Origin of the sequence: Pseudomonas sp. MF6394 (assembly GCF_002018845.1) — a bacterium.
GTDB classification, from domain to species: domain Bacteria; phylum Pseudomonadota; class Gammaproteobacteria; order Pseudomonadales; family Pseudomonadaceae; genus Aquipseudomonas; species Aquipseudomonas lactis.
In genome coordinates this window covers 1-26,980 of the sequence record NZ_MVOJ01000029.1, presented here as the reverse complement: position 1 = coordinate 26,980, position 26,980 = coordinate 1, and the positions used below count along the sequence as shown (strand labels likewise).

Annotated in this window: 21 protein-coding genes; 7 read left to right on the top strand and 14 right to left on the bottom strand. The window is 58.9% G+C overall.

Annotated elements, in window-relative coordinates; translation table 11 throughout:
* The first annotated feature begins 434 nt into the window (after positions 1-434).
* From MF6394_RS24575 to MF6394_RS24555, 5 genes are all read left to right on the top strand, one after another.
* Complete coding sequence (locus tag MF6394_RS24575) at positions 435-1,187, top strand: OBAP family protein (protein ID WP_078467739.1); 753 nt, start codon at positions 435-437, stop codon at positions 1,185-1,187.
* Between the two features lie 80 nt (positions 1,188-1,267).
* Complete coding sequence (locus tag MF6394_RS24570) at positions 1,268-2,557, top strand: SDR family oxidoreductase (protein WP_078467768.1); 1,290 nt, start codon at positions 1,268-1,270, stop codon at positions 2,555-2,557.
* A 171-nt stretch (positions 2,558-2,728) separates the two neighbouring features.
* Complete coding sequence (locus MF6394_RS24565; RefSeq protein ID WP_044273258.1) at positions 2,729-3,010, top strand: hypothetical protein; 282 nt, start codon at positions 2,729-2,731, stop codon at positions 3,008-3,010.
* Positions 3,011-3,112: 102 nt separating this feature from the next.
* Positions 3,113-3,370: a DUF6555 family protein gene (locus MF6394_RS24560; protein ID WP_003190423.1), complete on the top strand. Its 258-nt coding sequence runs from the start codon at positions 3,113-3,115 to the stop codon at positions 3,368-3,370.
* Positions 3,367-3,606: a hypothetical protein gene (locus tag MF6394_RS24555; protein WP_078467738.1), complete on the top strand. Its 240-nt coding sequence runs from the start codon at positions 3,367-3,369 to the stop codon at positions 3,604-3,606. The genes MF6394_RS24560 and MF6394_RS24555 overlap by 4 nt, the downstream gene beginning before the upstream one ends.
* Positions 3,607-4,312: 706 nt before the next feature.
* Here MF6394_RS24555 and MF6394_RS24545 read toward each other — a convergent pair.
* Positions 4,313-5,170 carry an SDR family oxidoreductase gene (locus tag MF6394_RS24545; protein WP_069558962.1) on the bottom strand — a complete coding sequence of 286 codons (858 nt, stop codon included), beginning with the start codon at positions 5,168-5,170 and terminating at the stop codon, positions 4,313-4,315.
* Between the two features lie 308 nt (positions 5,171-5,478).
* Between MF6394_RS24545 and MF6394_RS24540 the strand changes: the two genes are divergently transcribed.
* Complete coding sequence (locus MF6394_RS24540; RefSeq protein ID WP_078467737.1) at positions 5,479-9,624, top strand: CheR family methyltransferase; 4,146 nt, start codon at positions 5,479-5,481, stop codon at positions 9,622-9,624.
* Between the two features lie 15 nt (positions 9,625-9,639).
* Here the strand turns inward: MF6394_RS24540 and MF6394_RS24535 are convergent, their stop codons facing one another.
* Both MF6394_RS24535 and MF6394_RS24530 read right to left on the bottom strand, forming a co-directional pair.
* Positions 9,640-10,155 (bottom strand): hypothetical protein, encoded by a 516-nt coding sequence (locus tag MF6394_RS24535; RefSeq protein ID WP_069558960.1) that lies wholly within the window; start codon positions 10,153-10,155, stop codon positions 9,640-9,642.
* 14 nt (positions 10,156-10,169) lie between these two features.
* Positions 10,170-10,391, bottom strand: coding sequence for a PLDc N-terminal domain-containing protein (locus MF6394_RS24530; RefSeq protein WP_078467736.1), 222 nt, complete (start codon positions 10,389-10,391; stop codon positions 10,170-10,172).
* Positions 10,392-10,679: 288 nt separating this feature from the next.
* Between MF6394_RS24530 and MF6394_RS24525 the strand changes: the two genes are divergently transcribed.
* Positions 10,680-11,954, top strand: a complete 1,275-nt coding sequence (locus MF6394_RS24525; protein ID WP_078467735.1) for a glycoside hydrolase family 68 protein — start codon at positions 10,680-10,682, stop codon at positions 11,952-11,954.
* A 373-nt stretch (positions 11,955-12,327) separates the two neighbouring features.
* Here the strand turns inward: MF6394_RS24525 and MF6394_RS24515 are convergent, their stop codons facing one another.
* The 11 genes from MF6394_RS24515 to MF6394_RS24465 all read right to left on the bottom strand — a co-directional run bounded on the left by MF6394_RS24515 (position 12,328) and on the right by MF6394_RS24465 (position 26,844).
* Positions 12,328-14,037: a polyurethane esterase gene (locus MF6394_RS24515; protein WP_078467733.1), complete on the bottom strand. Its 1,710-nt coding sequence runs from the start codon at positions 14,035-14,037 to the stop codon at positions 12,328-12,330.
* A gap of 204 nt (positions 14,038-14,241) precedes the next feature.
* The gene (locus MF6394_RS24510) at positions 14,242-14,733 is read right to left on the bottom strand and encodes a DUF3757 domain-containing protein (RefSeq protein ID WP_078467732.1); all 492 of its coding nucleotides are present in this window, start codon (positions 14,731-14,733) and stop codon (positions 14,242-14,244) included.
* Positions 14,734-14,803: 70 nt separating this feature from the next.
* Positions 14,804-15,499 (bottom strand): outer membrane protein, encoded by a 696-nt coding sequence (locus tag MF6394_RS24505; RefSeq protein ID WP_078467731.1) that lies wholly within the window; start codon positions 15,497-15,499, stop codon positions 14,804-14,806.
* A gap of 56 nt (positions 15,500-15,555) precedes the next feature.
* Entirely contained in the window at positions 15,556-16,017 is a 462-nt protein-coding gene (locus MF6394_RS24500; RefSeq protein ID WP_003190409.1) for a hypothetical protein, read from the bottom strand.
* A complete protein-coding gene (locus MF6394_RS24495; protein ID WP_078467730.1) occupies positions 16,014-17,219 on the bottom strand; it encodes an EAL domain-containing response regulator in 1,206 nt (401 codons plus the stop codon). Before MF6394_RS24495 ends, MF6394_RS24500 begins: the two co-directional genes overlap by 4 nt.
* Positions 17,220-17,401: 182 nt before the next feature.
* A complete protein-coding gene (locus MF6394_RS24490; protein WP_161952180.1) occupies positions 17,402-20,278 on the bottom strand; it encodes an autotransporter outer membrane beta-barrel domain-containing protein in 2,877 nt (958 codons plus the stop codon).
* A gap of 190 nt (positions 20,279-20,468) precedes the next feature.
* On the bottom strand, positions 20,469-21,041 hold the full coding sequence (locus tag MF6394_RS24485) for a hypothetical protein (RefSeq protein ID WP_153046036.1): 573 nt from the start codon (positions 21,039-21,041) through the stop codon (positions 20,469-20,471).
* Between the two features lie 32 nt (positions 21,042-21,073).
* On the bottom strand, positions 21,074-23,644 hold the full coding sequence (locus tag MF6394_RS24480) for a fimbrial biogenesis usher protein (protein WP_078467727.1): 2,571 nt from the start codon (positions 23,642-23,644) through the stop codon (positions 21,074-21,076).
* A gap of 30 nt (positions 23,645-23,674) precedes the next feature.
* Positions 23,675-24,388: a fimbria/pilus chaperone family protein gene (locus MF6394_RS24475; RefSeq protein WP_238597312.1), complete on the bottom strand. Its 714-nt coding sequence runs from the start codon at positions 24,386-24,388 to the stop codon at positions 23,675-23,677.
* A gap of 163 nt (positions 24,389-24,551) precedes the next feature.
* Positions 24,552-25,190 (bottom strand): DUF1120 domain-containing protein, encoded by a 639-nt coding sequence (locus MF6394_RS35250; protein ID WP_078467726.1) that lies wholly within the window; start codon positions 25,188-25,190, stop codon positions 24,552-24,554.
* 220 nt (positions 25,191-25,410) lie between these two features.
* The gene (locus MF6394_RS24465) at positions 25,411-26,844 is read right to left on the bottom strand and encodes an ATP-binding protein (protein ID WP_078467725.1); all 1,434 of its coding nucleotides are present in this window, start codon (positions 26,842-26,844) and stop codon (positions 25,411-25,413) included.
* Positions 26,845-26,980 lie beyond the last annotated feature (136 nt).

Here is a 26,980-nt window from a genome sequence, read left to right as displayed (position 1 = left end):
GCTCTGCTTTTGATCTCAGGCGCCCCGTTAAACCACGCTGGCCGAACGCAGGCTTGAATCCGTGGGCCGCCGTCAGGGCGGAACCCTAAGTGGCCGTTACCGCAGCAATGGATATGCACACAATCCAACTTTGTCGCCTGCCAGGCCGCCTTCGCGAGCAAGCCCGCTCCCACAATTTGATCGTGGGGCATCAGGTAGATAGGGGCCGGCTGGGAGGCCGTCATCGCAGGCAAGCCAGCTCCCACAGTTTGATCGCGGGGCATCAGATAGATAGGGGCCGGCGGTGAGGCCGTCATCGCCGGCAAGCCACATGCGTGAGTGTTCAACTCAAAGCATTTTGAACGCTCCGCACGCTCGTCTTTCCAACGAGAACAGGATTAAACCTGGCTTTGATCCTCGAGCGTGAACACACCGGCAACAGGAGGCAGCCGACCATGACTGACAACCCCACCCAACCCTTAGCCGCAGTAGCGATGCTGGCCCTGCTCAGCGCCTGCGCTGGCAACAACTCACCCTCGAATGTCGAGGCCCCCGGAAAACCCACGAAGCCCTCGACCCGAACGCTGGAAGCCGGCGCCGCCCTGCTTCAATCTCGCCCACCGATTGACGCACTGAACGCTTACCTGGACGGCTTTCACTTCTACAACGGCCATCCCGATGTACAAATGGAAGCCCATCACTACTGCGCAATCCTCAATGAAGAGGTTATCCAGTGCGTGATCTACGACGGCAACCGCAAGGATGCCAAGTTGATGGGCGTGGAGTACATCATCAGCGAGGCGCAATTCAACACGCTGCCCGCGCCGGAGAAGGCGCTGTGGCATAGCCATGTGCATGAAGTGAAGTCAGGGCAACTGGTGGCTCCGGGGATCCCAGAGGTGGCGGAGCATGCACTGATGGAGAAGCTGGTGCACACCTATGGCAAGACCTGGCACACCTGGCATACCGATCTGGATAAACGCCTGCCGCTGGGTGTCTCGCAGTTGATGATGGGGTTCACCGCTGACGGCCAGGCCGACCCGCGTATGGTCGCCGAGCGAGATAAACGCCTGGGCATCGACAGTACCGAAAAGAAAAAGGCTCGCGCCGATATCCCCGCGCCGCCCATCGCACCCGGTGCAGACGCGTGGCGCCAGGGCACGGTTATCCAGATCGCCGACCCAACCCAAAAGGCCCACCGGCACTGACGCCGCCATTCAGTCATTTGGATTGAACGATCATTTGCGGGCCCTTCTCTACCCAAGACCAGCCAAAGGAGGATGTCATGATGATTGATACCGCAACCGGAATGAGGCCTGGCGAGCGATACGCCGTGGAAAACCTGGAGCGCACACCGAACTTCAGCGGGTTTTTCCTGGACGGAAAGTACTACCTGGGCCCTGAACTGATGACGGCAGTCGGATGGCTTGAGGGCCAGACGTTTATCTACGATGAGCTCGATGCCACAGGCGAACCGGTGTTTCCCGACCGCGTCGCTGGCACCCTCGAAAACTTGACCCTGATACTGACTGACGGCGCCCGCCTACAACTGCACCCGGTGCCCGTCCACGCGCCCGAGGATTCGCCTGGCGTCGTGCAGGCCAAAGGGAAACTGCACGGCAAAACCGTGGTGATCACCGGCGCCTCCAGTGGCATTGGCCGCGCGGCTGCTCACGCCTTTGCCGAGCAAAGTACCCGCTTGGTATTGGCGGCCCGAGATGAAAAAGCCTTGGAAGAGGTCGTCGAGGAATGCGCTGCGCGTGGCGCCGAGGCCGTCCCCGTTAAAACCGATGTGACCCAGAGCGACCAGATGCGCGCATTGGCCGAACAGGCAGCGGCCTTCGGCAATGGCCGCATCGATATCTGGATCAATAACGCTGGTGTTGGCGCGGTCGGCAGTTTCGAGAACACGCCCCTGGAAGCCCACGAACAAGTGCTGCAAACCGACCTGCTCGGGTACCTGCGCGGCGCCCACGTGGTGTGGCCCTATTTCAAAGCCCAGAACAGCGGGATCCTGATCAACACCTTGTCGCTGGGCAGTTGGGTAGCCCAGCCCTATGCGGTCGCGTACTCAGCCAGTAAATACGGCCTGCGCGGCCTGACTGAAGCCCTGCGTGGCGAGCTGACTGATTACCCGGATATTCATGTGTGCGACATCTACCCCGCCGTGATGGACACACCGGGCTTTCGCGATGGTGGCAATTTTACCGGCCACGAGTTGACGCCACCGCCACCGGTCTACGACCCGCATAAAGTCGCGCAGGCAATGGTGGCTTGTGCGCTGCAACCCAGGGACAGCACCACGGTAGGCAGCGCTGCCACCGTGGCCCGTGTCGCGCATTTTCTGCTGCCTGGCTTTGCCCGGTTATCCGGCTGGCTCACCCGCCTCGGCCTGGAGCGCAGCCAGCGCGCCGCGACCTCTGCGGGCAACCTCTACACCCCGGCAAGCGGCGAACGTCGTGTCGAAGGCGGCTGGCGGCAAACCCGCCGTACGCCTTATGGGATGGTTGCAATAGGCGCAGCGCTGCTAGTGGGCGGTGTTGTCGTTGCGCGCAAATATTCAGCTCGTCACAAATGAACACGGCAAATCCCGAATGCCAGCCAGTCAAGCGCAGCGCCTCTGTGGGATCGGGCTTGCTCGCGAAGGCGTCGGTCCATTAAACATTGATGTGACTGATCCACCGCTTTCGCGAGCAAGCCCGCTCCCACATTTGATCTTCGTTGTCCCCCCTTTATGAGGTAACCCAGCATGTCTTACGACTACCAAGGTATTGCCAGTGTCATCACTGCCTCGCGCCATCTTGGAACACCCTCAGATGAGCGCCTCAACGAATCAAAAAACATCCAAATGACCAGTAGCGGTAAACCGACCATCGCGCGCTTGGACTTTGACACGCCAATGGATTGGCCTGGCAATCCCAACTTTATCACCGTCAATTTGCCCGACGGTTCCTCCGTCAGCGGTGTCATCGCCGAGCTGGAACGCCCAGCGAATGGCCCTGGATGGGTCACCTTTACGGTAGATGATTAAGCCTCATCCACGCCCTGCGCCCAGTCATCGAATTGTCGGACAACTTATTTGAATTATTTTTGACGTCAAATATCTGTAGTTCATGAGTATCAAGGAGGCCTCATGAAACACAACGACCTATTCACTATCGAGTACCAGCTGCACGGCGAGCCCAAGTCTTTTATCGTGCGCGCGCCGCGCATGGACAATGCCGAGGCTTGGCATTGGGCCAGTTGTGACGCTGGTGTGGCGGTGATCCCCAAATTTGGGCAACACACCTTCAAGCGTGTGTCCAAACCGATGGCGGAGAAATACGGCATTACCCAGGTGCGCTGGAGTGGCGCAGCACAGATTCAATGGGCGGAGGGCCTCAGAGGATGAACAGCCAGACTCTTGGTTACACAACGACAAACAGGCGGGACGATGAGGTCGCGCGAAACGCCGAGATGTTTTTTGAAGCGGATCGATTGGATGCCTTGGCGTACGAGATTATCGAGTCCTACAGCGGCGATGCGCAGACGTGGGCGCGCTTTACCGAGGCGAAGAAACGTGCGGATGCGCAGCGTACGGTGGCTTATCGGGAGTGGATGCGGATTCATCGCGCCAAGCGAAAATAACGTCAGCGGGCACGCATGACCTGACACTCCACGATCCAAATGTGGGAGCTGGCTTGCCTGCGATGGCGGCCTAACAGTCAACACAGTTGGGCCGGGTACATATCCGTTATTGAGGTCACGGCCACTTAGGGTTCCGCCCTGACGGCGGCTCACTTTTGAACAGCGCAAAAGTAAGCAAAACGCTCTTGCCCCACCACTCGGCACCTCGCTTGGGCTCGGTGTGCCCGAACGCAGGCTTGAATCCGTGGGCCGCCGCCACGCGCCATCCATGGCGCGGGGCGGCTAACCCGGCGTCCTGCCGGGTTACCCACGAATTCAAGCCTGCGTTCGGCCAGCGTGGTTTAACGGGGCGCCTGAGATCAAGATCACAAGCAGATCAAGATCAAGAGCGGCTCGCTTCGCATCGTGGTTACCGTTGGGTGCTGCTACAAGCTAAAAATTGTGTCGATACCTATGCTGCGATAGCGGCCTGACAGCCGCTCAGGATGTCAGGCCCGGCGAATACCCCTCGCGTTCATGCCCCTGACTCGGGATCTTTCGAAGGCCCTCCAGGGGCGACACCGCCTTGCTCCTTCCCGTGTTGTCCGCCTGCCGGTGCCTGCGATTTATCGTTTCGCTTAGCCGCCGGCGGGCGCACCTTGCGCTCAGAAGGATTCGGTTCGTGGCGCTTCGAGGCTTCGCTCATATCCCCCTCCTTCCTCACTGATCAAAGTATCGGCTTACCACCCGTCACACCGTAGCGTTCGCCGGAAATATAGCTACCTTCATCCGACGCCAGCAGCACATAGATCGGCGCCACTTCCACCGGCTGGCCGGGGCGTCCCAGTGGGGTGTTGCCGCCAAAGTTTTTCACCATGTCCGGCGTCATCGTCGAGACGATCAACGGTGTCCAGATGGGCCCGGGCGCCACGCTGTTGACGCGAATACCGCGCTCGCCGAGCATCTGCGCCAGGCCGGCGGTGAAGTTGGCAATCGCGCCTTTGGTGGCCGCATAGGGCAACAGGCTAGGGTTGGGCATGTCGGAGTTGACCGAGCTGGTATTGATGATCGAACTGCCCTCGGCCATGTGCGGCAGCGCGGCCTTGCAGATGCGGAACATCGCGGTGATGTTGACGTTGAAGGTTTTCACCCAGTCCTCGTCGGGGATGTCTTCCAGCGATTGATAGGTCATCTGGAACGCTGCGTTGTTGACCAGCACATCGATGCGGCCGAACTTCTCCACGGTGTCGTTGACGATTGCCGTGCAGTGATCCGCATTGCCCAGGTCGCCGGGCAGTAACAGGCATTGACGGCCCGCCGCCTCGACCCAGCGTGCGGTTTCCTTGGCGTCTTCATGTTCATCCAGATACGACACCGCCACGTCTGCGCCTTCACGTGCGAAGGCAATGGCCACGGCCCGCCCGATGCCGCTGTCGGCGCCGGTGATCAAGGCGATTTTATTCGCGAGCCGGCCCGAGCCTTGGTACGACTGCTCACCGCAATCGGGCATCGGGTCCATCTTGCGCTGCTCACCGGGTACGGACTGTTGCTGGGGTTGGAACGGTGGTTTTGGATAGCTGTTCATCAGAGCTTCTCCTGGGTGGGTTTCTCTTTGCGAGGGTTTGCCAGCAAGCGAAGTTCAGACGGATTTTCAGAAAATCGGATAACCGTGCACCGACGTTGGCCACTCGTCAGTTTGATTAAACCTTCCGACGGTTACGCGTCTCAACCGGGGCGTAGTGGTCCGTCGAATGACCGGGTGGCCTCAAGGCATTTTTGTTGGCAGCAGGTTTTCAGCTATATTTCATCGTCGGTTCAGCCCTCGCCCTCGTTGTTCAAGTTCTTCCCTCTACACCCCGTCTTCCTGTGCGCCGTTAACCAAGGTTGGTATTTATGAAGTCTGCCCCCCCGCGGTCCCCCAACGTACCGCAACGCAAAGATCTGACCCCCAGTAACCTGAGTTTCCCGGTGGTGGGTATCGGTGCGTCGGCGGGCGGGCTGCAGGCCGTCAAAGCGTTTTTTGAGCACATGCCCAAAGACTGCGGCATGGCCTTCGTGGTGGTCCTGCATCTTTCGCCCGACCATCAAAGCGTGGCAGACAAGATCATGCAGGAAACGACCCGCATGCCGGTGTCGCAGGTCAATGACGCCACGCCCATCGAAAAGAACCACGTGTACGTCATCTCACCGGCGCAGTTGTTGAAGATGAACGATGGCTACCTCGCGGTCTCGCCTGCCGTGCGCGATGGTGGATCGCACATTGCTATCGACCTGTTTTTTCGCGACCTGGCAGACACCCATAAAGAACGCGCGTTTTGCCTGATCCTGTCCGGTACCGGCTCAGACGGCGCGGTGGGGCTGTCACGGATCAAAGAGCAAGGCGGCATCACGCTGGTGCAAGCGCCGGAAGACGCCGAGTACGACGGCATGCCGCTGGCGGCCATCGAAACCCAGATGGTCGACCTGGTGTTGCCTGTGGTGGAAATGCCGCAGAAGCTGCTGGAACTGTGGCGCAATGCCCAGTCGATTGTGCTGCCCACCGCCAACGACCCGGAGATCAAGACCACCCCACCCAGCTCCGAACGCGATGCCGCCGTGGCCGAGCAGCTGTTGCTGGATATTTTGATCCAGCTGCGCGCCAGTACCGGGCATGACTTCAAGCATTACAAACGCGCCACGGTGTTACGGCGTATCGAGCGGCGCTTGCAGGTCACCGCTCAACCCGACCTGGCCACCTATTACAACTTCCTCCAGGCCAACCCGGACGAAACCAAGGCGTTGCTGGGCGACATGCTGATTGGCGTGACCAACTTCTTCCGCGACCGCGAGGCCTTCGAAGCGCTTGAGCGAGACGTGATCCCCAACCTGGTGAAGTCACTGGAAGACAGCGTGCCGCACCGTGAGGAGGTGCGTATCTGGTCGGCGGGTTGCTCAACCGGCGAGGAGGCCTACAGCCTGGCGATGCTGGTGGCCGAGCAACTGGCGCTGGATGCCAGCGGCGCAAAGATGCAGGTGTTTGCCACCGATATTGATGAGCGGGCCATTACCCATGGCCGCAATGGTGTGTACCCCGAAGCGATCATCACCGACGTACCGCCTCAACGGTTGCGCCAGTACTTTGCCAAGGAGAAGAATCAGCACTACCGGGTGCGCAAGGAAATTCGCGAGAAGGTGCTGTTCGCCAAACACAGCCTGCTGGCCGACCCACCGTTCTCGCAGATCGACCTGATCGTGTGCCGCAACCTGTTGATCTACCTGGACCGCGAAGTGCAGCGCGACATCCTGCAAATGTTCCACTTCGCGTTGCGCCCCGGTGGCTACCTGTTCCTCGGCTCTTCGGAGTCGGCCGACGGCTGCCTGGACCTGTTCGTACCGGTGGACAAGCGCAACCGCATTTTCAGGGTGCGTGCCGGCTCATCCGCCGTACGCCGCGCCCCGACCATGCCACGTGGCGGCTACCTGCGCCCCAGCACCACGACGCTGACGATTGAAACCAAGGCGCCCAACAAGGTCTCGTTCGCGGATATCCACCTGCGCGCCCTGGAAAAAGCCGCGCCGCCCAGCGTCATCGTGAATATGCAGGCCGATATCCTGCACATGAGCGAAGGCGCCGGGCGATTCCTGCGCTACGTGGCCGGCGAGGTGACGCACAACCTGCTGACGCTGGTGCACCCCGATTTGCGCCTGGATATTCGCACCACGCTGTTCCAGGTCCAGCAATCGAATAACCCGGTGTCTTCGCGCAAGATCCGCATCCAACGCGAGCAAGGCCCCTTCCTGGTGGACATCAGCGCCCGCCCCTACCGCGATGAAGCGACCGAAAACGACTACGTGCTGGTGATCTTCCAGGAAACCGCCGTCGACCCGTTGCTGCCCGACATCGACGCCGTCAGCCAGGCCGAAAACGCGATCATGAGCAACCTGGAGCGCGAGCTGCAACGCACCAAGTTGCACCTGCAGGACACCATCGAACAGGCGGAAGTCTCCAGCGAGGAACTCAAGGCCTCCAACGAAGAAATGCAGGCCGTCAACGAAGAACTGCGCTCGGCCACCGAGGAACTGGAAACCAGCAAGGAAGAACTGCAGTCGATCAACGAAGAACTGCTGACCGTCAATTTCGAGCTCAAGACCAAGGTGGAAGAGACGGACAAGGTCAACGACTACCTGACCAACCTGATCGCGTCCACGGACATCGCCACGGTCTTCGTCGACCGCAACATGCGCATTCGCTGGTTCACGCCGCGGGCCACGGATATTTTCAGCATGCTGCCCGTGGACACCGGGCGTTCGCTGCTGGACATCACCCACCGCCTCGATTACCCGCAAATGACCGAAGACGCCACCACCGTGTTTGAGTCGCTGAGCATGATCGAGCGGGAAATCAGCAGCAACGACGACCGCTGGTACATTGCGCGGTTACTGCCGTACCGCTCCAGCGAAGATCACATTGACGGCACCGTGCTGACCTTCATTGATATCACCAAGCGGCGCCAGGCCGAAGAGGAACTGCGCCTGGGCGAGGAACGCATGCGCCTGGTCGCCGAGAGCACCCATGACTTTGCCATCATCATCCTCGATGATCATGGCGCCATCACCGACTGGAACACCGGTGCCGAACTGATCTTCGGCTACACCAAGGACGAGGTGCTGGGCGCTTATTACGACCTGATTTTCTCCCCGGAAGACCGCTCCGCTGGCGTGCCGGAGAGCGAACTGCGCACCGCCCGCGAACATGGGCGTGGCGAAGATGAACGCTGGCACGTGCGCAAGGACGGCAGCCGCTTCTATTGCAGTGGCGAGGTCACCCAGCTCAAGAGCAACAGTTTGCGCGGCTACGTCAAGATTGCCCGCGACCTTACCGGCCACAAGCGCACCCAGGATGAACAGAATCAGCGCTTGAAGGAAACCCAGACCAACAGCCACCTCAAGGATGAGTTCTTCGCCGTGATGTCCCACGAACTCAAGCATCCGTTGAACCTGATCCAGCTGAACGCCGAACTGTTGCGGCGCTTGCCCGCCACCAAGGTTGCGGGCCCGGCCATCAAGGCGGTCAATACCATCTGCGAAGCGGTGTCCAGCCAGGCGCGGATCATTGACGACCTGCTGGACGTCGCCCGGGTTCGCACGGGCAAGCTGAAGCTGAAAAAGCAACCGATCGACCTGATTCGCACCCTCAAGGACATTCATAGCGTGGTGCTCGCCGACGGCCACCGTCGCCAGGTCAGCCTTCAAACTCCTTCGGTGCCGGGCCCACTGATCGTTGACGTAGACCCCACGCGCATCGAGCAAGTGATCTGGAACCTGGTCAACAACGCCCTGAAATTCACCCCCGAGGACGGCCAGGTGCAGTTGGTGGTCAGCCGCTCGGACGGGCGTGCGCAACTGGACGTCATCGACAGCGGCGCAGGCCTGGCCGCAGACAGCCTGGAAGAAATCTTCGACCTGTTCGGGCAAGCGGAAAACCAGCACCAGACTCACCAGCGCGAAGGCCTGGGGATTGGTTTGTCGTTGGTGCGGCAGCTGGTGGAGGCCCACGGCGGTTCGGTAAGCGTGTATTCGCGAGGGCTGGGCTTCGGTTGCACCTTTTCGATCTGGTTGCCGCTGTGCGAACAACAGGACTATCTGCTGGATAGCGGCGCTACCCAGAACGAAGATCAGCGCCTCAATGGCCTCAAGGTATTACTGGTCGATGATTCAGCGGAGGTGCTCGAGGTACTGAACATGCTGCTGGAAATGGAAGGCGCCCAAGTGAGCGCCTTCAGCGACCCTTTAAGCGCACTTGAAACAGCCCGGGATGCCCAGTACGACGTGATTATTTCGGACATCGGCATGCCGAAAATGAATGGCCATGAGCTGATGCAGAAGCTGCGCAAAGTAAGCCACCTTCGACAGGCTCCCGCCATCGCCTTAACGGGCTATGGCGCTGGCAATGACCAGAAAAAGGCGACTGAATCGGGCTTTAATGCGCATGTCAGCAAACCCGTGGGCCATGACTCGTTGATCTCCTTGATCGAAAAACTGTGCCGCTCACGCCGTTAGGGTTTGGGCTGACGGTCAAGGGTAGATGAACTGAGAGAAGCGCACGGACGCCCCTGTGGGTCGCGACACCTGGGTATCCACGCTGCCCACCGTGTCGCTGCGCAAGGTCAGGTACAACACGGCCTGGCCGGCGCTGTCACTCAGCATCCAGACGCTTACACCCTCCCCGGCCGCCCTGGCCTTGAGCGGCTGAGGCTGCAGCATCTCGATATTGAAACCGCGTAGCAGCTCACCGCTCAACTCGACCTCCAGGGGTTCCTGGGCCTTACCTTGCACATGAATCACCAGCCCATCGGAGGCGCCATTGCGCAAAAAGCGTTGGTACTCCACGCGCAACTGCCCATCGGCACTGCGCACCTCGCGGGTGCTCAGCGGCCCGCTGGAAAACAAGCCTGCCAAGCTCAAGCCGATCAGCGCCAGCAGCGCGTACCAACCCACCCGCTCAAAGCGCCAGACCTTGCGCTGCAAGGCCATGTTTTCCTGCACCGGATAATTGCGGCTGTGTAAGTCGTCAGGGTCGGGGTTGTTCATAGCGGGGCCCGGACTCAACCCTTGCTGTGCTCGGGAGAAGACGGCCCCTTGGTGACACCCCGTGGGCCGGCAATCGCCCATATCGCAGCGCCCAGAAACGGCAGCACCACGACTACCGCGCTCCAGCCCGCCTTGCTGGCCGAGGCGTTATCGCTGCGCCAAATGCTGTTGATGACCCACGCGTCGAGCAGTACGAGGATCACTGCCAGGCCTATCCAGAAGTAAGTGGTTTGCATGATGCACCTCCAGGTTATGTAACTTTTGGTGCGCGGGTGCGGGCAGGGTTCATTATTTTTAGGCTCTCTGCCTGGAACCTGCTTTGCCGCCATCATGCAGGTAATTTCGCCGATCTGTTTATGAACAAACATCTGCGAACAAGACGAGCTGAAACGTCTCAGCTCAAAGAGAAAGCCTAATTATGCACAAATGCATTTTTTGCCTTGACCTCGGGAATCGAGTCTTCTAAAGTCAAATCACTGTATATGAATACAGTATTTTGACTCCCTTCATGGACGAGGCTTACTATGAAAAGCACCCCTTCGACATTTGGTAAAACACCCCATCAACCCAGCCTGTGGACCCGCGCCGATGCGCTCAAAGTGCACGCAGACGACCCCACCACCACCCAGCCACTGGTCAGCGCAAACTTCCCGGTATTGAGTGACGAGGTGTTTATCTGGGACACCATGCCGCTGCGTGATATCGACGGCAACATCACCTCCGTCGACGGCTGGTCGGTGATCTTCACCCTCACCGCGGATCGCCACCCGAACGACCCGCAATACCTCGATCAGAATGGCAACTACGACGTCATCCGCGACTGGAATGATCGCCATGGCCGGGCAAAGATGTACTACTGGTTCTCCCGCACCGGCAAAGACTGGAAGCTCGGCGGCCGGGTAATGGCCGAAGGAGTTTCGCCCACCGTGCGCGAATGGGCCGGCACGCCGATCCTGTTGAATGAGCAAGGCGACGTAGACCTGTACTACACCGCCGTCACGCCCGGCGCGACCATCGTCAAGGTGCGTGGTCGCGTGGTGACCACCGAGCATGGCGTCAGCCTGGTGGGCTTTGAGAAGGTCAAGCCGCTGTTCGAGGCGGACGGCAAGATGTACCAGACCGAAGCGCAAAACGCCTTCTGGGGCTTTCGCGATCCATGGCCATTCCGCGACCCGAAAGACGGCAAGCTGTACATGCTGTTCGAAGGCAACGTGGCCGGCGAACGCGGCTCGCACAGGGTCGGTAAAGCCGAAATCGGCGACGTGCCGCCAGGCTATGAAGACGTCGGTAATTCGCGCTTTCAGACCGCCTGCGTCGGTATCGCCGTGGCCCGTGACGAAGACGGCGACGACTGGGAAATGCTGCCACCGCTGCTGACTGCGGTCGGCGTCAACGACCAGACCGAACGCCCGCACTTCGTGTTCCAGGACGGCAAGTACTACCTGTTCACCATCAGCCACACCTTCACCTACGCCGACGGCGTAACCGGCCCGGACGGCGTGTACGGCTTCGTCGCCGATTCGCTGTTCGGCCCGTATGTGCCGTTGAACGGCTCTGGGTTGGTACTGGGCAACCCGTCTTCCCAACCGTTCCAGACCTACTCGCACTGCGTCATGCCCAACGGCCTGGTGACCTCCTTCATCGACAGCGTACCGACCGACGACACCGGCACGCAGATCCGTATCGGTGGCACCGAAGCACCGACGGTGGGCATCAAGATCAAAGGGCAGCAAACGTTCGTGGTCGCCGAGTATGACTACGGCTACATCCCGCCGATGCTCGACGTTACGCTCAAGTAAACGGAGGCTGTAAGACAACGGGTTTGAATTCGATGACAAACCCGTAGTGGATAGCATCGAGATATCCCGTCTGATGCAACTTACCCCACCTCACTGGCTTTAAGGATGTAGCCAGTGAGGTGGGTGCGCGCTGTGCCTGTGGCGAGGGAGCTTGCTACCGTAGCGGTCTGACAGCCGACACCCTTACCTGAATAACGGATAGGCACGCGGTCTGATTCAACCTGCCAGTGGGCTGCCAGGCCGTCTTCGCAGGCAAGCCAGCTCCCACATTTGTACTGCGGGGAGTCAGGTAGATACGCCTAGGCTGACAAGCCGTCACGGGAGCAAGCTCCCTCGCCATAGGTCCAGCGTCACATCACCGTTGCTTGGAGATTCAGGAAATATAAATCCCCGCCCCATTCAACTCAGTCATATTCACGCCAACCAACGTCACAGAATTGTCCCCGAAGGACAGCAGCGCGTTGTCCTCGACCATCGAGACATGGGAGCGATAATCGTATTGCTGTCCCAAGTCAGGAATACCCATGAACACCAGCTTATCGCTGGCCTGGTACCCCTCGACCCGGTCATTACCAAAGAGGCCGTTGAACAGCAAAGTATTGCTGCCACCACCCGACACCATCAGGTCATTGCCCTCCCCGCCGACGAACACATTATTGCCCTGGCCACCGATCAAATGATCGTCACCGCCCAAACCGAATAACCATTCCCCAGCAGCATGAGCGGTGAGGATATTGTCCTGCGCATCGCCGTTGGCAGAGGCCGTGTAGGGCGTCAAGGCTGTGCCGGCCAGCAGGCCTTGGCCGGTTACGTTATAGGTGACGTCGTAGGTGCTCCAGGGGACTGAATTCCACAATATGTAGGACTTCTCTTGGCTCACCAGCGCACCAATATCCCGGGTCATACTGATGCCGCCATAGGCGTCGTTGATATAGAGCGTGCCATCGCCATCGTTGGCAAAGCCGAAGCTGGCCAGTGGTTTGTGCAGTTCGAAGACGTTATCGCCCTGCCCGCCCAGCAGGATGTTGTAGCCGCCATCATCGCGAAAACGATCATTGCCGCCGCCGCCTTCCAGGAAGTCATTGCCGGCTCCGCCCTTGAGCAGGTCGTTGCCCTCGGTGCCGAGGATAAAGGTGTTACCGGTGTGTTTTTCAGCGTAGCGGTTCAGGTCTTCTACCCAGGTGGTTTCACGCGCAGCCTCTGTGAGGCTGGAGACCACGATGGTCGAATCCTTGCTCGTCAGGTCGTAGAACTCGGAGGACGCGATACGCCCCAAGCCTTCGATATAACCGCTCAAGGAGTGAGCCTTGGCAACGCCCCAATTCAGCGTATTGGGTAAATGTGCCGAGAACGACGCGTAATTATCCGTAAAGATGACGAGGTTGTTGGCGGCCGAATCCCAGCCCCGGTCGTTACCCCAGAAGAGTGCCGAGGTATTGATGCCTTTGCCATCAATGGCTTTGAACACCGGGTCGTTCTCGTAGCCGATATTCAACACCTGGGCGTCACCCGAACGTTGAGTGGGTGAGGCAAAGGTTACGTAGTTGGCGTCCTGATAAAAACCGCCCCAGTGATCGTGGCTCAAAGTCGCCACGCTGTTGGCGCCCAGTGCGCCGAGGCTATGGCCGGTGACCAGGATGTCCTTGCCGCTCAAGCCCTGGCTCGCGGCGTAACGAGCGACGTTTTCGAGCAGGGCGCTGAAGGCGAACTTGGCGTAATTGGCGGCGTATCCAGGCAGTGCTGCGGCCGCCAGGTCGCTGGCCACATCACCCGCGCCATCCCAGGTCAAGCCAAAGGACGTGCCGCGAAAGGCGATGCCCATGACAATCAGCCTGCCGCCCCCATCGTACTGCCCGAGAATCTCAACGTTGGCTGATGGGGCCAAGGCGGTCTCGCCCCAAAAGGTGCCTTGCGTGTCGACCTTCTGCGTCACGCCCAGTGCCTGCGCCCCAATAGGCGCCCAGCCACCCGTCGCCAGGGGTTTGCCAGTGGAGTCATACGCGTACTCGGATAAAACCAAGGCATTGTTCAGCAGCGCCTTGGCGTGCTCGCCCTTCATGCTCTTGTAATCGAAAACGCCCATATCCTTGGTCCCCTTTTAAATGACTATCAGATGGCCATCAGCTCGCACGACCGGGGTCGATTGAGTGCGTGGCGCGGGGGAGTGTCAAGGGTTACCTAGAAATTCAATAGTGCTCGTTTAACCGAGCGTCTGCACGTAGGCAGGGCACATCGGTATTGCCTTCAACACCGTATTGTCTTAGAGCCTCCCGCAGGAACTGTTTACTCACTTCAAGATGACGCTACACGCATCTCTAAACTGATCGTTACACTCAAGAAGCGCTGGCGAATAATAATCCAGCGATACCCGCCATGATGGGAACGCTCCGACAGACATCACGTGCTCACGGCCATCAACAGACGCGAGCCGCAAACTCAGAAACCGACCGCCCGAAAGGCTATAAACACACCCACTGATGAACCCCTCACGATCAATTGCGCTATTAGTCAAAACAAAAATAGCTTTATTAAACCGTATGACCTCCTCCACAGCAGCGCCCACTACAACCCCAACCCAGGCCACTCCAGTTCTTTTTGCGGCAGACATGAAAACGCCGTCTTTGTTTTCAATATCCATAGGTAGCGGGCATGACTCTGAAGAATTGGACGATTCAGGAGCGTCAAAATAACTCGCTTCTGCATGAGCAAACATAAGTATCTGCGCGCACAGAACCCCCCAACGAATAAAAACAATCACACCGCTACCTCTGGACTTCATGCAGGAACCGTTATGTGCACAAACATCTATCTACAGGTAATTGCGCAGCCCCGTGCCTAGCTGCAACACCTTAGAAAAACCAACGCATACCCAGCGAGAACTCGCTTGAGACCAGGTGAGCCTTCATCTTTTCATCCTGCAGTCCACGGGCATTCGGGAAGTTGTTCCAGCCACTTTCGGTATCGCCCATGTCAACGTAGCGATAGCCCAGGTCCAAGGCCAGGCGATCCGTTACGTCGTAGGCGACGCCTGCGCCGACCGACCACGCCAGATTGGTTTGGGTGGAGGCGCCATACTGGCGCGACTCGTTGCCCTGCCAGCCCTTCGACTCAAGGCGAGCCAGACCCAGGCCGGCCGAACCATAAATCGATACCTTCTCGCTGATACGCCAGTCGCGATAGGCATTGAGCATCACACGCTTGGAGTCAATATGGTGCTCATTGAGACTGGTTGGGAAGGTGGTCGAGCCACTGGTGAATTTATCCCGTTGCGGCAGGGTCAACTCGCCCTCCACACGCCAGCCATTGCCGAATCGGTAACCCACGCCCACAGACCCCGTCATGTCCTTCTGACTGTCGTCACCGGACACGAACGAACCAATACCGGGACGGGCACTGGAATCCATGTTGCGGGCTTTGCGTTCAGCGCTGATCACACGGACCACCCCGTAGTAGCCCTCCTCGTCGGCCGGGGCGGCAACAGCGTGTGACATGTAGAGGGTCGAACTGGCAAGCAGCAATAAGGGAACGCTCTTGAACATATGCATTATTTTTTCTCTTACGGTTTAAATGGAAAGCATCACGCTTGAGCTGAGTGACGTACTCAATGCCTGTGTGATTGCGCTGTTGCGTCGTCGGCCACCGGATAGTCCCTGCCGTAGCCCTGGGTCATCGCGCAGTTCATGTCTGGATCAATGAAATTCATCAGCCTGCTCAACGAGTCGGCTTGCGGTATCTCGGCGAGGCTCAACCGGACCAGCTGCTGAGGACTGCGCCAAGTCAGCTCCAACGACGGTGCCGGGCTGTCATAGAACAGCACATGACGAATGTGCGAACGGACGCTGCAGAACTGTTGGATATCCGTACCATCCGGCACGACCAAGGCCTTGCTGACGATCAACAGATCGAACGGTTGCTGCGGGTCGCTGGTGAGCAACTCCAGTTCGTCGAAGCTGGCGATCGGCGCGATACGGTGATAGCCAAGGCGATTGAGCAATTTCTCGATGTGCAGCCATTGCTCGTGACGAGCATCGGCGATCAGGATGCGCAGGGCTTTGTTGGTCATGCGCGCTGGCTCCGCTGTTGCTCGCCCTGAAACCAGCGCAGCAGGTCGCCACCACTCATGGGCTTGGCAAACCAGTAACCCTGCCCTTGGGTGCAGCCCATGTTCAGTAGATATTGGTGCTGCTCGTCGGTTTCGATGCCCTCCGCCACCACTGTCATCCCCAGCGACTCCCCCAGCGCCAGAGTGCTGCTGATCACTGCGTGGCAACGCGGCTCTTGCGCCAATGCCTGGATAAACCCGGCGTCCAGCTTGATCTCATTGAAAGGCAGTTGGAACAAACGTTGAAGTGAAGAAAAACCGGTACCGAAATCGTCGATCGACAATCGGCACCCCATCATCTGTAAGCGAAACAGACACTCCAGACTGGTTTGCGGCGCTTGCAGCAAGCCGCTCTCGGTCAACTCGAAGGTCAGGCTCGAACCCCGCGCGTCGTACTCACTGAGCAACGTGCCGATATGCGACGCAAAACTGCTATTGGCCAACTGCACAGCGTGAAGATTGAAGGCGAAATCAAGGTCATGCCCCTGCCCCCGCAATTGCCGTTGCAGTGCAAGTCCCTCGTGCAATTGCTGGCACAGCAACTCATCAAGCAAGCCGCAACGCTCCAGGACTGGCAAAAAGCTAGTGGGGGGCAAGGTTTTTCCGGACGCGTGGCGCCAGCGCGCCAGCACTTCGACGCCCGTGATTTCTCCGGTTTCCAGGATGAATTTCGGTTGAAAAAAACCACACAGCTCGTGCGCCACCAACGCCTGCCGAACCTGGGCCTCATCCGGCAAGACCTCCTGTGGCTCTGGCGGTGCTCCAGTACGCGGCAGACTGCGCTGCTTTTTTAGCAAGCGCTCCAGGGTTTCGTAGTGCAGTGGTTTGCCGATATCGCCAAGCAACTCCAAGTCCAACAGGGAAATGATCTGCCGCACGGTGCGACGCAATTGCTCGGACAGCGAACTGCTGATGATCACCGAACCCACCAGCCCTGCATGGCCGACCGCCTGTAAAAACTCAAGGCCGTCCATGCCCTCCATGCGCAGGTCACACAATGCGATATCCACCGGACCAACCCTCGCCAACACCGTCAGAGCCTCTGCCCCGTCCGCCGCCTGAAACACCTCTGTGCAGCCCAATTGCTGCAACATGCTGACAGCAATGGCACGCTGGAACGAATGATCTTCAAGAACGATGACGCGCAACGGAGAAACGGTCATGTGGACCCCCATGAGAAGTACTGTCACTCATCTTGCTTCAGCGACCCGGTAAACAACCGGTACAGATGCCTTAGTTTTTGTATGAAATTTCCCAAGGGCTGGCTCATGGAAAAAGGAGCGGAACTAAAAATGCCGGGCAAAAAAAACCCAGCAAACGCTGGGCAAAGGAGGGAAGTCAGAAATTACCAGGTATAGCGATAGCCAAGTGTCACGCCCCATGGCTGTTCAACGTCATTGCCCTTGGCGAACTCCGTATCGAGGGAGAGCTTGCTGCGCTCGCTGACTTGCACGATTGCGCCAAAACCCAACTCGACCCTATTGCCCGGCAACTCGGACTTGAGCTTGTAGCCATTGACCTGTACATGGCTGTCACCGGCATGTTCGGCGATGAAGGACGCCTTGGCATAAGGTTGGGCCTGCATGCCATTGCTCAGCGCCAAGTTGCGACCGAACAACGAGCCGACGCGGCTTTGCAGTGAATCCACAGCCGCCGATTCGACCCGCAAGCCGTTGCTAGCGGTGTAACGCGCGCCCGTGGTGCGGGTGGCACTGAGTTCAACCTGCGGCTCGACGAACCAGCCATCCTTGAGCTTGATGTGCTTGCCTACCTCCACATCCATGCCATAACCGTTAGCGCTGTAAGACCCTTTGACCGCGTTGCCCAGGTTGGTTGGCAGCTTGAGGTCATTGTCGAAACGGCTGTACTTGATAACGCTGTCGACGTACACGCCATTGTCGTTCAGGTAGGTGGCATAGGCCCCCAGCATCCGGCTGTCGATCTGCCCGGATGCGCCCTCGCCAAAGTTCAGCTCGGACTTGGCGGTACCGAACATGCCGCCGACATATACCTTGCCACTGGCCAGGCCGATCGCCTTGTCCGCGCCGATCTCGATCCCGCTGTTGTTCTGGCTGAAGGCCCGACTGGAGTGCTCGGCAACGTTGTAGCGACTGCCGATGGCCCGGGTCCAGACACCGCCTTCGTCCTTGCCCAGACGCAGCTCACCCAAGCGTTTGACCAGGGTGTTCATCTGAGCATTCCACAAGGTGGCAGCAGCGGTCTGCGAGGCAATCGCAGCGTTGGCACCCGCAGAGAGATGCGCTGGCGCCGGGTTCAATGGAGTGACGGGGGGATCAATCGGACTGACCGGATTCACTGGGGGATCAACGGGGTCAACCGGAGGATCAACGGGCGTGACACCTGCGGTGTTGACCAGGTACCAGTCGTCCGCCTGCTGCTCAAGGGTGTAGCGGAAGGCGCCGGCGTCCACATGCTCGCCATACAGGTTGAAGCCCCCCGCGCCACCATTGCCATCCACCAGCATCAGCTTACCGTTGGCCGCCGCCGGTTCATGGCCGGAGTCTTCCACCACCAGGGTGTGGGCGCCTTCGATCGAACCGCCAACCGTAATCAGGTCGCCCTGCTCGCTGGCAAGGTCGGTGCTCATCATGAAGGTGCCGCTACCGGTGAGGTTGCCATCAATGGCCAACACACTGCGCGAAGGATTGCTGAAACGCACCGACCCTCGATCAAGGTTCAACTGCCCGATCTGCGAACTGCCCGTCATGTCCCAGGTGCTTTGATTGACTGTCAGCACATTCAAACCATGGGCCGTGCCAGACAGGTGGGATCCCTCCTCCAGCAGCAATTGTGCGTTGTGCGCGTTGGCCTGGACGGTGCCGCTCAGGCTCGATTGGCTGGCCTTGACCAGTACATCTTCACTGTCGATCACGCGACCATCGGCGAGGGTACGTTGATCCACCGCCAACAGAGTGTCCGCGCTCAGCGTCGAGCCACTTAGATCGATCTGCGCACTGCCGCCCTGGACGCTGATGGCGCGGCCATTGGCGACGTCAAGCTGGGTGTTGTTCACCTCGAATGTATTACTGACGCCAGCACTGGCCAGCGATTGCAGGCCCATGCTGTCGGATCCTGCGGCCTGGATGTTCAGGCTGTCGAGGCGCAAGGTCCCACCGTTGTTGGCCTGGGCCGCCCGCGCGCCATTGCCACTGAGGGTGATCGACGAATCGGCAGCCTCGATGGTCGAGCCGGAATAGGCCGCCAGGCCGATTGCCGTCTGGTCGCTGCTCAGGTCGATGTTCTCAAGAGTGATGAGTGAACGATCGCTGGCAAAAGCTCCGACACTGTTGGCCCCGACCTGTAACGACAAATGGCGCGCCTCCATGGACGACACGTTGCCAGCATACAGGCCATAGGCCTGGTTGCCCTGGGTGTGCACGCTGCCACCGTCGATGCTGGCTTTGCCGCCCAACTGGGTAAAGACGCCGATGGCGCCATCACCCTGGGTGTCGATGCTGAGGTTGTTTGCCAGCAGTTGACTGTCTGCATCCGGCACCCAGACGCCAAAGGCGTTCGCGCCGCGGGTAGAAATTCGAGTGTCATCCAGGGGCGCGATGGCGTTGCGATTGACGTTGACCCCGATAGCGTTGTCGCCCGTGGTGAGGATGTCACTGTCGGTGAGATTAGCCCGCGCCCGTTGACCGGCGTCGGCACCCAGCAGATACAGCCCGTGAGCATTGTCGCCAGAGGTCTGGAAACGACTGCTGCTGGCACTGAGCAGGCTGGCACCCGCCAAATCAGCGGCCGAGGAGAACCGCCCCTGCGTCTCCAGGCTCACGCCGATAACCTGCACCTGTGCGCCCTGCCTCAGGTTCAAGGCAAAGGCGCTCTCGCCCACCGTGCTCACCTGCGTTTGGTCCAACATGCCCGTCTGATTCACGCCGGCAAAACTAAAACCATGGCTCGCCTCACCCAGGGTCGATACCCGTGAATCACTGGCCTGCACAGAGCTGTGGGTACCCGTCAGCAGCACCCCATGGCTGAACTGCCCATTGGCGGTAATGACGCTGTCACGGATGTTGATCGGGAAATCATTCCCGCCATCACGCACACCGGGCAAGTTGTTCCCGCTCACGGTGATGGTCGCGCCATCCAGTACCAGGCCAGGCGCGGCTATGGCATGCGCGCTCCCCATGCCCATGACTTCCAGCGCCACGCCCCCTACAACACAGACCAGGCGATACTTCGGTTTAGCAGGCATAAAACACATCCCTTATTTTTTTAAGCTCGCACGAACCCGCATCGCAATACTTGGATTGCAACGCTCGTTCAGACTTTTGCCCTTCTTCTTAGAAACAAGGATTAGCCCCGAAGGCTGTTCCTCACGCTTGAAACCACCGCATCAGTTCCTGGTGCTTATTCGCCGTGAAACCGAGCGGTCTGTACTCCGCTCAGTAGGTCCTTACCTGAAAGGAAAGATTGGCCTCCAGGGTCTTGGCGTCGCGGGTACGCAATTCGGCGACCGGCACTATCGGCTGGACGTCCACCTGCACCGATAACACCGAACCCGTCGCCGGCACACCACCGCTCACCGGAATGATCATGTCCCCCGGCACCACGTTGACTACCGAGCTGTAGGCACCGGCCACCGCACCAAGCGACTTGACCTGGGCCAGGTCAACGCTGCGCCCATCGAGCAAGGCGTTGCTCAAGGCCACGCGAGTCTGCCCCTGCTTGGCGAACTTGAAGTTCGCTCCAAGCTGCTCGCCGTGCAGCACCAACAGCAACTTCGAGGGCTGTGGGCAACTGGCGTTGAGGCTGATGACCCGATTGCCCAGGTTGTGCTGGTTGCCGGCATTCAAGGCAGCATTGGCGTTGGGCGCTATGACCTGCCCGAAATCCATCTGCGACTGGCTCAGGTTGATCTTGCAGTCATCGGCCAAAGCCTGCCCGCTCATTGCCGCGCCCCCCATCAGCAGTACACCGAGAGAGAGTGCTTTAAGGCCCAACATAGACGTTTTCATAAGCGTTCCTCGCCCCGACACGGGGTCGACCATCAGCCGGCCGCGCACGTGGCGTTGGCTGTTTCAAAATAGACGTTCAGATCCGGCTCTTGCGCAAGGCTGAACTCAAGCGCGCAGGACGTGCTATCGGTGGTGTGAATGTTCAGGGCCTCACTCAACTGCCCGTTGGTCAAGAACACCTGGCCGTCATCCACCACCGTGGTGACGAAATGGCCCTTGGCATCGAACACGGCCAGGCCTTTGCCCATCGGTTTGCCGCTGACATCGACCACCCGCAACAAGGCCCGACGTGATTTGACCACCGAAAAGTCGAGCTTCTGTACCGAACCACGGCCGGCCGAAACCGACTTGAAACCGTTCTGGATATCAACGTTGCGCGGCAGACTCTTGGTCTCGATTTCCACCCGGGTGTTCTGGTAGGCATTGAGTTGCGGGATCACTGCATTGCCCCACGGGTCGGTCCATACTGGGCCACTTGGCGTGGTCAATTTGACGCCGCCAACATCGCCGACCTTGACCACGCCGAAGGTATCGGTCAACGCGTAGGGCGACAGCGTCACGCCGTTTTCATGCAACGCCATGCCGCCACGCAATTGGCCGCTATAGCTGGTGCTGTCGGCACCATTGCGCGCGTAACCCAGGTTGACCTGTGCATAACGTGGCTTCAGGTTGACGTTGCCGGAGAAGTCCTGTTGTTTGCGTTCGGTATCACGCTCCGCGCTCAGACGATAGGTCGCAAAATCATTGCTATTGTCATCGTAGGTGGTACCAAAACGGGTACTGCCATCGCGTTTGTTAGCGTACGCCCGCACATTGCGCTTGCCACCCAGGGGCACACTGACGGTCAGGTACATGGCATTGCCGTCGTCGCTGGAAGAGCGCCGCCCGCCGAAAAGCGCCTCCTCACGATTGCCACCCAGAGAGCGCTCGACGTTCAGGCTGACCGTCGCCTGCTTGAAGGTCTTCGTCCAGGACGCATTCAGGTGCCGGGTGTTTTGCCCGTCGAACGTGGTGCCGGTGGAGTAACTGGCGGTCAATCCCCCCAGGACATCATCGTTCCAGCCCAAGGACATACCGTACTGCTCACGGGTAAGCCCTTCGAGATAACCTGGGGTGTGTTTACGCGCAGTGTCGAGCAGATCGCGATAACCCGCAGTCTGCCGGGTGGCATTGACGCCCGCACTGATCCTCGGAGTCAGGCTGGTGTTCAGCGAGATACTCGCCTGGGCGCCGCTCTTGCCTTCCTGACCAGCGTTGGCAAACGTGTTCTGCACATTCAACGAAGTAGTGGGGGTCAGGCTCGAATCCAGGGTCCAGGCCGCGGCACGGTAGTCGTTGTCGCTGAGCATCAGCCCCGTGGACACTTTATTGCTCTGATTCAACAGCCAGCCACCCGAGCCCGTGACAACCATCGGCGATTGCATGTCTCGGGCATCGAAGGTACGCACCTTACCGGCAGCCACTGAATAGCCTGGCTCGCTGAGCGCAACCTGGGCCAGCGACGCTGCGGCAATAGTAAAGCTGCGCTGGGAGCCGTCCGCTTCGATCACTCGCACGTCCAGGTCTGTACGACCGTTCAACAGCTGGACATTCGGCAGTTTGAACGGGCCCGCAGGTACCAGGCTGGTATGAATCAGCGCACCGGCCTGGCGCACCTCTACCCGCGCCGCACTCTGGGCAATGCCCTCGACAGTCGCACCACCCAGCCCGCGCCCTTGCAATGCTGCCTCGGGGATAACCTGCACACCGGTGATTGCCGCGCCCTGGAACACCGAGTTGCGGATGTTGATCTGCCCCGCCTGCAGTGTGGATTTAAGCGGCACGAAGGTTTTTTGCGCATAGGTATAGAGCGACTGGAAGCGGCTGACTTCGTTCTGCATCGAGTACGCCTGACGGCTGCGCACGATCCAGTCACCGGCGTTGAAACCCAGTTCGGTATTGGTCGCGTAATAGCTGCTCTGCCCACCTGAGAACTGGTTGTTCTGCCCCAGCACTTCATAGTTGAACAGCCCGGCGCTACCGCCGCCTTGATAAATGCCCAGGTCTTCGCTGGCCGGGCGAAGGGCATCCCCGCTGACCAGCAAGGCGACTTCTTCGCGGTTCGGGCGCAGTTGCACTTCGGTCTGTGGGTAGGCTGCGGCAAAGTCGTAGCAGCCATCCGTCGACGCTTGATCATTGTTCAACCGAAACTTGTCCGCGGGAACCCGCAGGTTGGCCTGGTCCAGCAGCGCCCGGTCGAAACACAAAGAGCCCTGCGCATCGAACTGCGCTTCAACGCTGCCGCGATTGCTGCCGTTGACCTGCAAACCCACCCGGCGGCGCCCCTCGGAAAACCGGGGTGCCTGGCTGAAGTACTCCGCCACCTTCGGATCGAGGCTGCGGCTTTTCAGCATGTCCAGATCAAAGGACGCCAGGGCCGGCGCATCCTGGAGTGCCGTGCCGCGGGTTGCGACAGGCGAGGCGGCGTTGACCATCTGCATGTCACAGGCGATCAGGCCGGCGATCATCGCCAGCAACGACTTGACCCGCCAGGCTGGCATCGGCAAAGGGAGTTCGCGCGTATTCCCTGGAGGGGAATACACCATCGTTGGTTGAGCAATCATGGGCACACCACTTGGAGAGTTGGGACGGGATCAGTGCTTCTTCAGTGGGGCGTCAAAAGGCTGGGTGGCGAAGCCGTAGAGGGTGACCGGATAGAGGCGCACCGAGGCATCAGCCCCCAAGGTGGTGCCTGCAGGCAGCTCGAAGTGATGAGTCTTGCCCGGCAGGATGTAGCTGGCAGGCAGCTCCAGCGTGAGGTTGGCCGGCATGACGTTGAACGCCTGGTTAAGCCGCACTACGTACCGGCTGTCATTCTTCACCGTCAGATCACGGCCAGTGAGGCTCCACTCCAGCAAGGTCCAGGGATCGGTCTTGGCCGGCAAATCGGCCGGGCTGATCAGCACCGGCAGATCCTGGCGCACCGTCACACCAATTTTCGCTTGAGCGTTGGGGTCTTTTTGCGGGATGCCCTCAAACGTTACCCGCTTAAGCCGCTGGGTGGTGATAGGGCGTTGCGATTGAACGATAAACCGCACCAGTTGCTTTTCACCGGCCTCAACCCGCGCAACTGGTGGGCTCACCACCAAAAGGCTTTCTTTATCCTCCGGCACATTTTCCAGTGAGGTGTACAACAGTGCCGCTTGGTTATCGGTATTGGTCACATTCATGGTGCCTTCACCTTCAGCGACATTAACCAACACCACGGAAGTCTCTGGGAGCATACCGGCGGCCTGGGACGTCGGACTAAGAAAAGCCATCAACAGAATAGAAAGCGCCAGCAAGATTAATTTATTTAAAATATTCATATCGAACACTCCACTCATTAAAATCAAAAAAAAAAAAACAAATCCAACATACAAACTTCAAAAAAAACAGGCAAAGCTACGCCCTGCATGCAAAACACACATAAAAAACAACCCACTTTAAATATTGCGCACGATGAACGTGCGCAATAGCGATCCCTGACAGTTACAAGTAGCGAACGGTCATGGTAGCCAAGCCATCCAGAGTAATAGAGTTGCTCATATCCAGAGTGCTTGTGGGGGAGATACTAGGGGCCACTTCAAAGGTCCCCGTGTAAATTGAGTAGGCTGCTGGAATCAACGTGCCAGGCGCAGCATATGCCTGAACAACGGCACCAGCATTATTCTGCCCCCCCGCTACGACCGCGATCCATGGAGCAGTGCCATTCCGGGAGATGAGGTCTACAGGCGCTCCGTCACCAGTGGCACCGCTGCCAGGTCGCTGGGCAAGGGTGTAACGCCCAATGCTGGCGGTACCTTGAAGGCCAAGGCCAAAACCAGTAGGCCCACCACCGACTGCGCTGCTGACCCGACTATCCTGCCAGGACGTACCAATAGCGATAGGCGCATCGCAGGTGATGGTATACGACATGGTGCGAACTTGAAGAGGCGTTGCAACAGTAGGACTAAGCGATGCAGTAGGGATGACGCCATAGTCGATAACACCACCACCTGCAAAGTTTGGAGTACATGCCGTGGGTGCAATAGTACCGATGACACGCAACTCAGCCGTGTCCACAGCAAACGCACTATTAGCACTGACCGCCAACAATGAACCCAACAGCAATTTTCTAGAAAAGCTCATCAATACCACCTATAAATAAACTTGCATCCAAAGAAAAGGTTATTGAGGTCAAGGTTGATCGTGCTTTACCTTATACCCGTTCACCTGCAACTAGGATAAATAGGTGGCCGTAGTCGAAACAGTGACAGCTGCCCAAGACCGTGTAGGGATTTTCCTACAAACCCAATCTTCCCCATGTAAGGTCTGGAGACTGTGCCTTTCGGCTGCTGCCGGACAGCCCTCACGCGTTTAATGAGTACTGTTTCAAAGATAGTGCTAACTTGGACATCTCCAGTTCTAACCCGGCAACCGCCTGAGCCAGCACCTGCTCATTGTCCTTCGCTTCACACACAGCTTCGACTTGCTCACACGCGGCGATCAGCTTTCTTGCTTTGACGATACGTGCTCCGCCTTTGATCTTATGCGCCAGGTTCGACAGCCCTTGCCAGTCCTGCCCAGCCCCCTCCTCCGATAACCGGGCCATATCCTGCTCATTGCTGATGGCCAGATCATTGAGCAACTCGCGCAGCGCCGCGTGATCGCCGCGTACCAGTTTGTCCAGGGAGGAAAAGTCGATGTCGTCAGACTGTGAAGGTGCTTGCTGCTCTGCCGGCAACTCCACGTCGCCGCCCTCGAAGCTGTCCAGGCGTTTCTTCAGCGACTCCAGGCTGATCGGTTTGAACAGGCAGTCGTCCATCCCCGCCTCCAGGCAACGGGCCTTTTCATCCGGTTGCGCGTTGGCGGTAAAACCGATGATCAGGCAGCGCTCCAACCCTTGCTCCGCTTCGCCGGCGCGAATGGCACGAGACAACGCGTAGCCGTCCAGGATGGGCATGTTGCAGTCGGTGATGACGACATCGAAACGCTGCTTGCGCCAGGCACGCAACCCATGAGCACCGTCCTGGGCCTCCGCCATTTCATGGCCCAGGTAGCTCAACTGCTTGGACAGCAGCAGACGATTGGCCGGGTAGTCGTCGACCACCAATATCTTCAGGCGCCGCTGGCTTGACTCAAGCGTGTCGCCCTCTTCAATCGGCGCTGGCTCGAGTACGGGCACTTGCAGCAACACTTCAACCTGTGTGCCCTCTCCCAGCACACTGTTCAAGTGCAGCTGGCCCCCCATCATTTCGCAGAGTGTGCGGCTGATAACCAGCCCCAGGCCCGAGCCACTGCGACCCGACTGATTATTGTTGCTGGCCTGGGTGAAGGGTGAGAACAGACGTTGCTGATCTTCGTCAGAGATGCCCTGGCCGCTGTCCTCCACCCGCACGCGGACCGACAATGGTTCGCCCGGTGTATCCGCCAGCACTTCGACCAGCAGGCGAACCTCGCCCTCAGTGGTGAACTTGATCGCGTTACTGAGCAGGTTGGAAATGACTTGCTTGAAGCGCAGCGGATCAATCGACACATCACAATCTGCGCGGTCATCCAGCACCAGCTCCAGCTTCAGGTGTTTTTGCTGCGCCAAACCTTCGAAGATCCGCGCCACTGACCTGACCAACTCGCTGAGATTGGCCCGACCAGGGGTCAACGACAGCTTGCCGGACTCGATCCGGGAGATGTCGAGAATGTCGCCGATCAGGTCGAGCAGACCGTGAGCAGCCCCCGACGCAACTTCGATCGCGAAACGATCGAGCACACCCTGCTCGGATTTTTTCAGGGCCAGTTCCAGCATGCCGATCACCGCAATGAGTGGAGGTATTTGAAGAAAATATGACGTGCCGCTCTGGGCGTGTTCTGACCAGTTACTATGCTTGTCCAGACGTAGAAGACATGCGAAACCATTGCAACCTGATGATGCTAAAATGGTA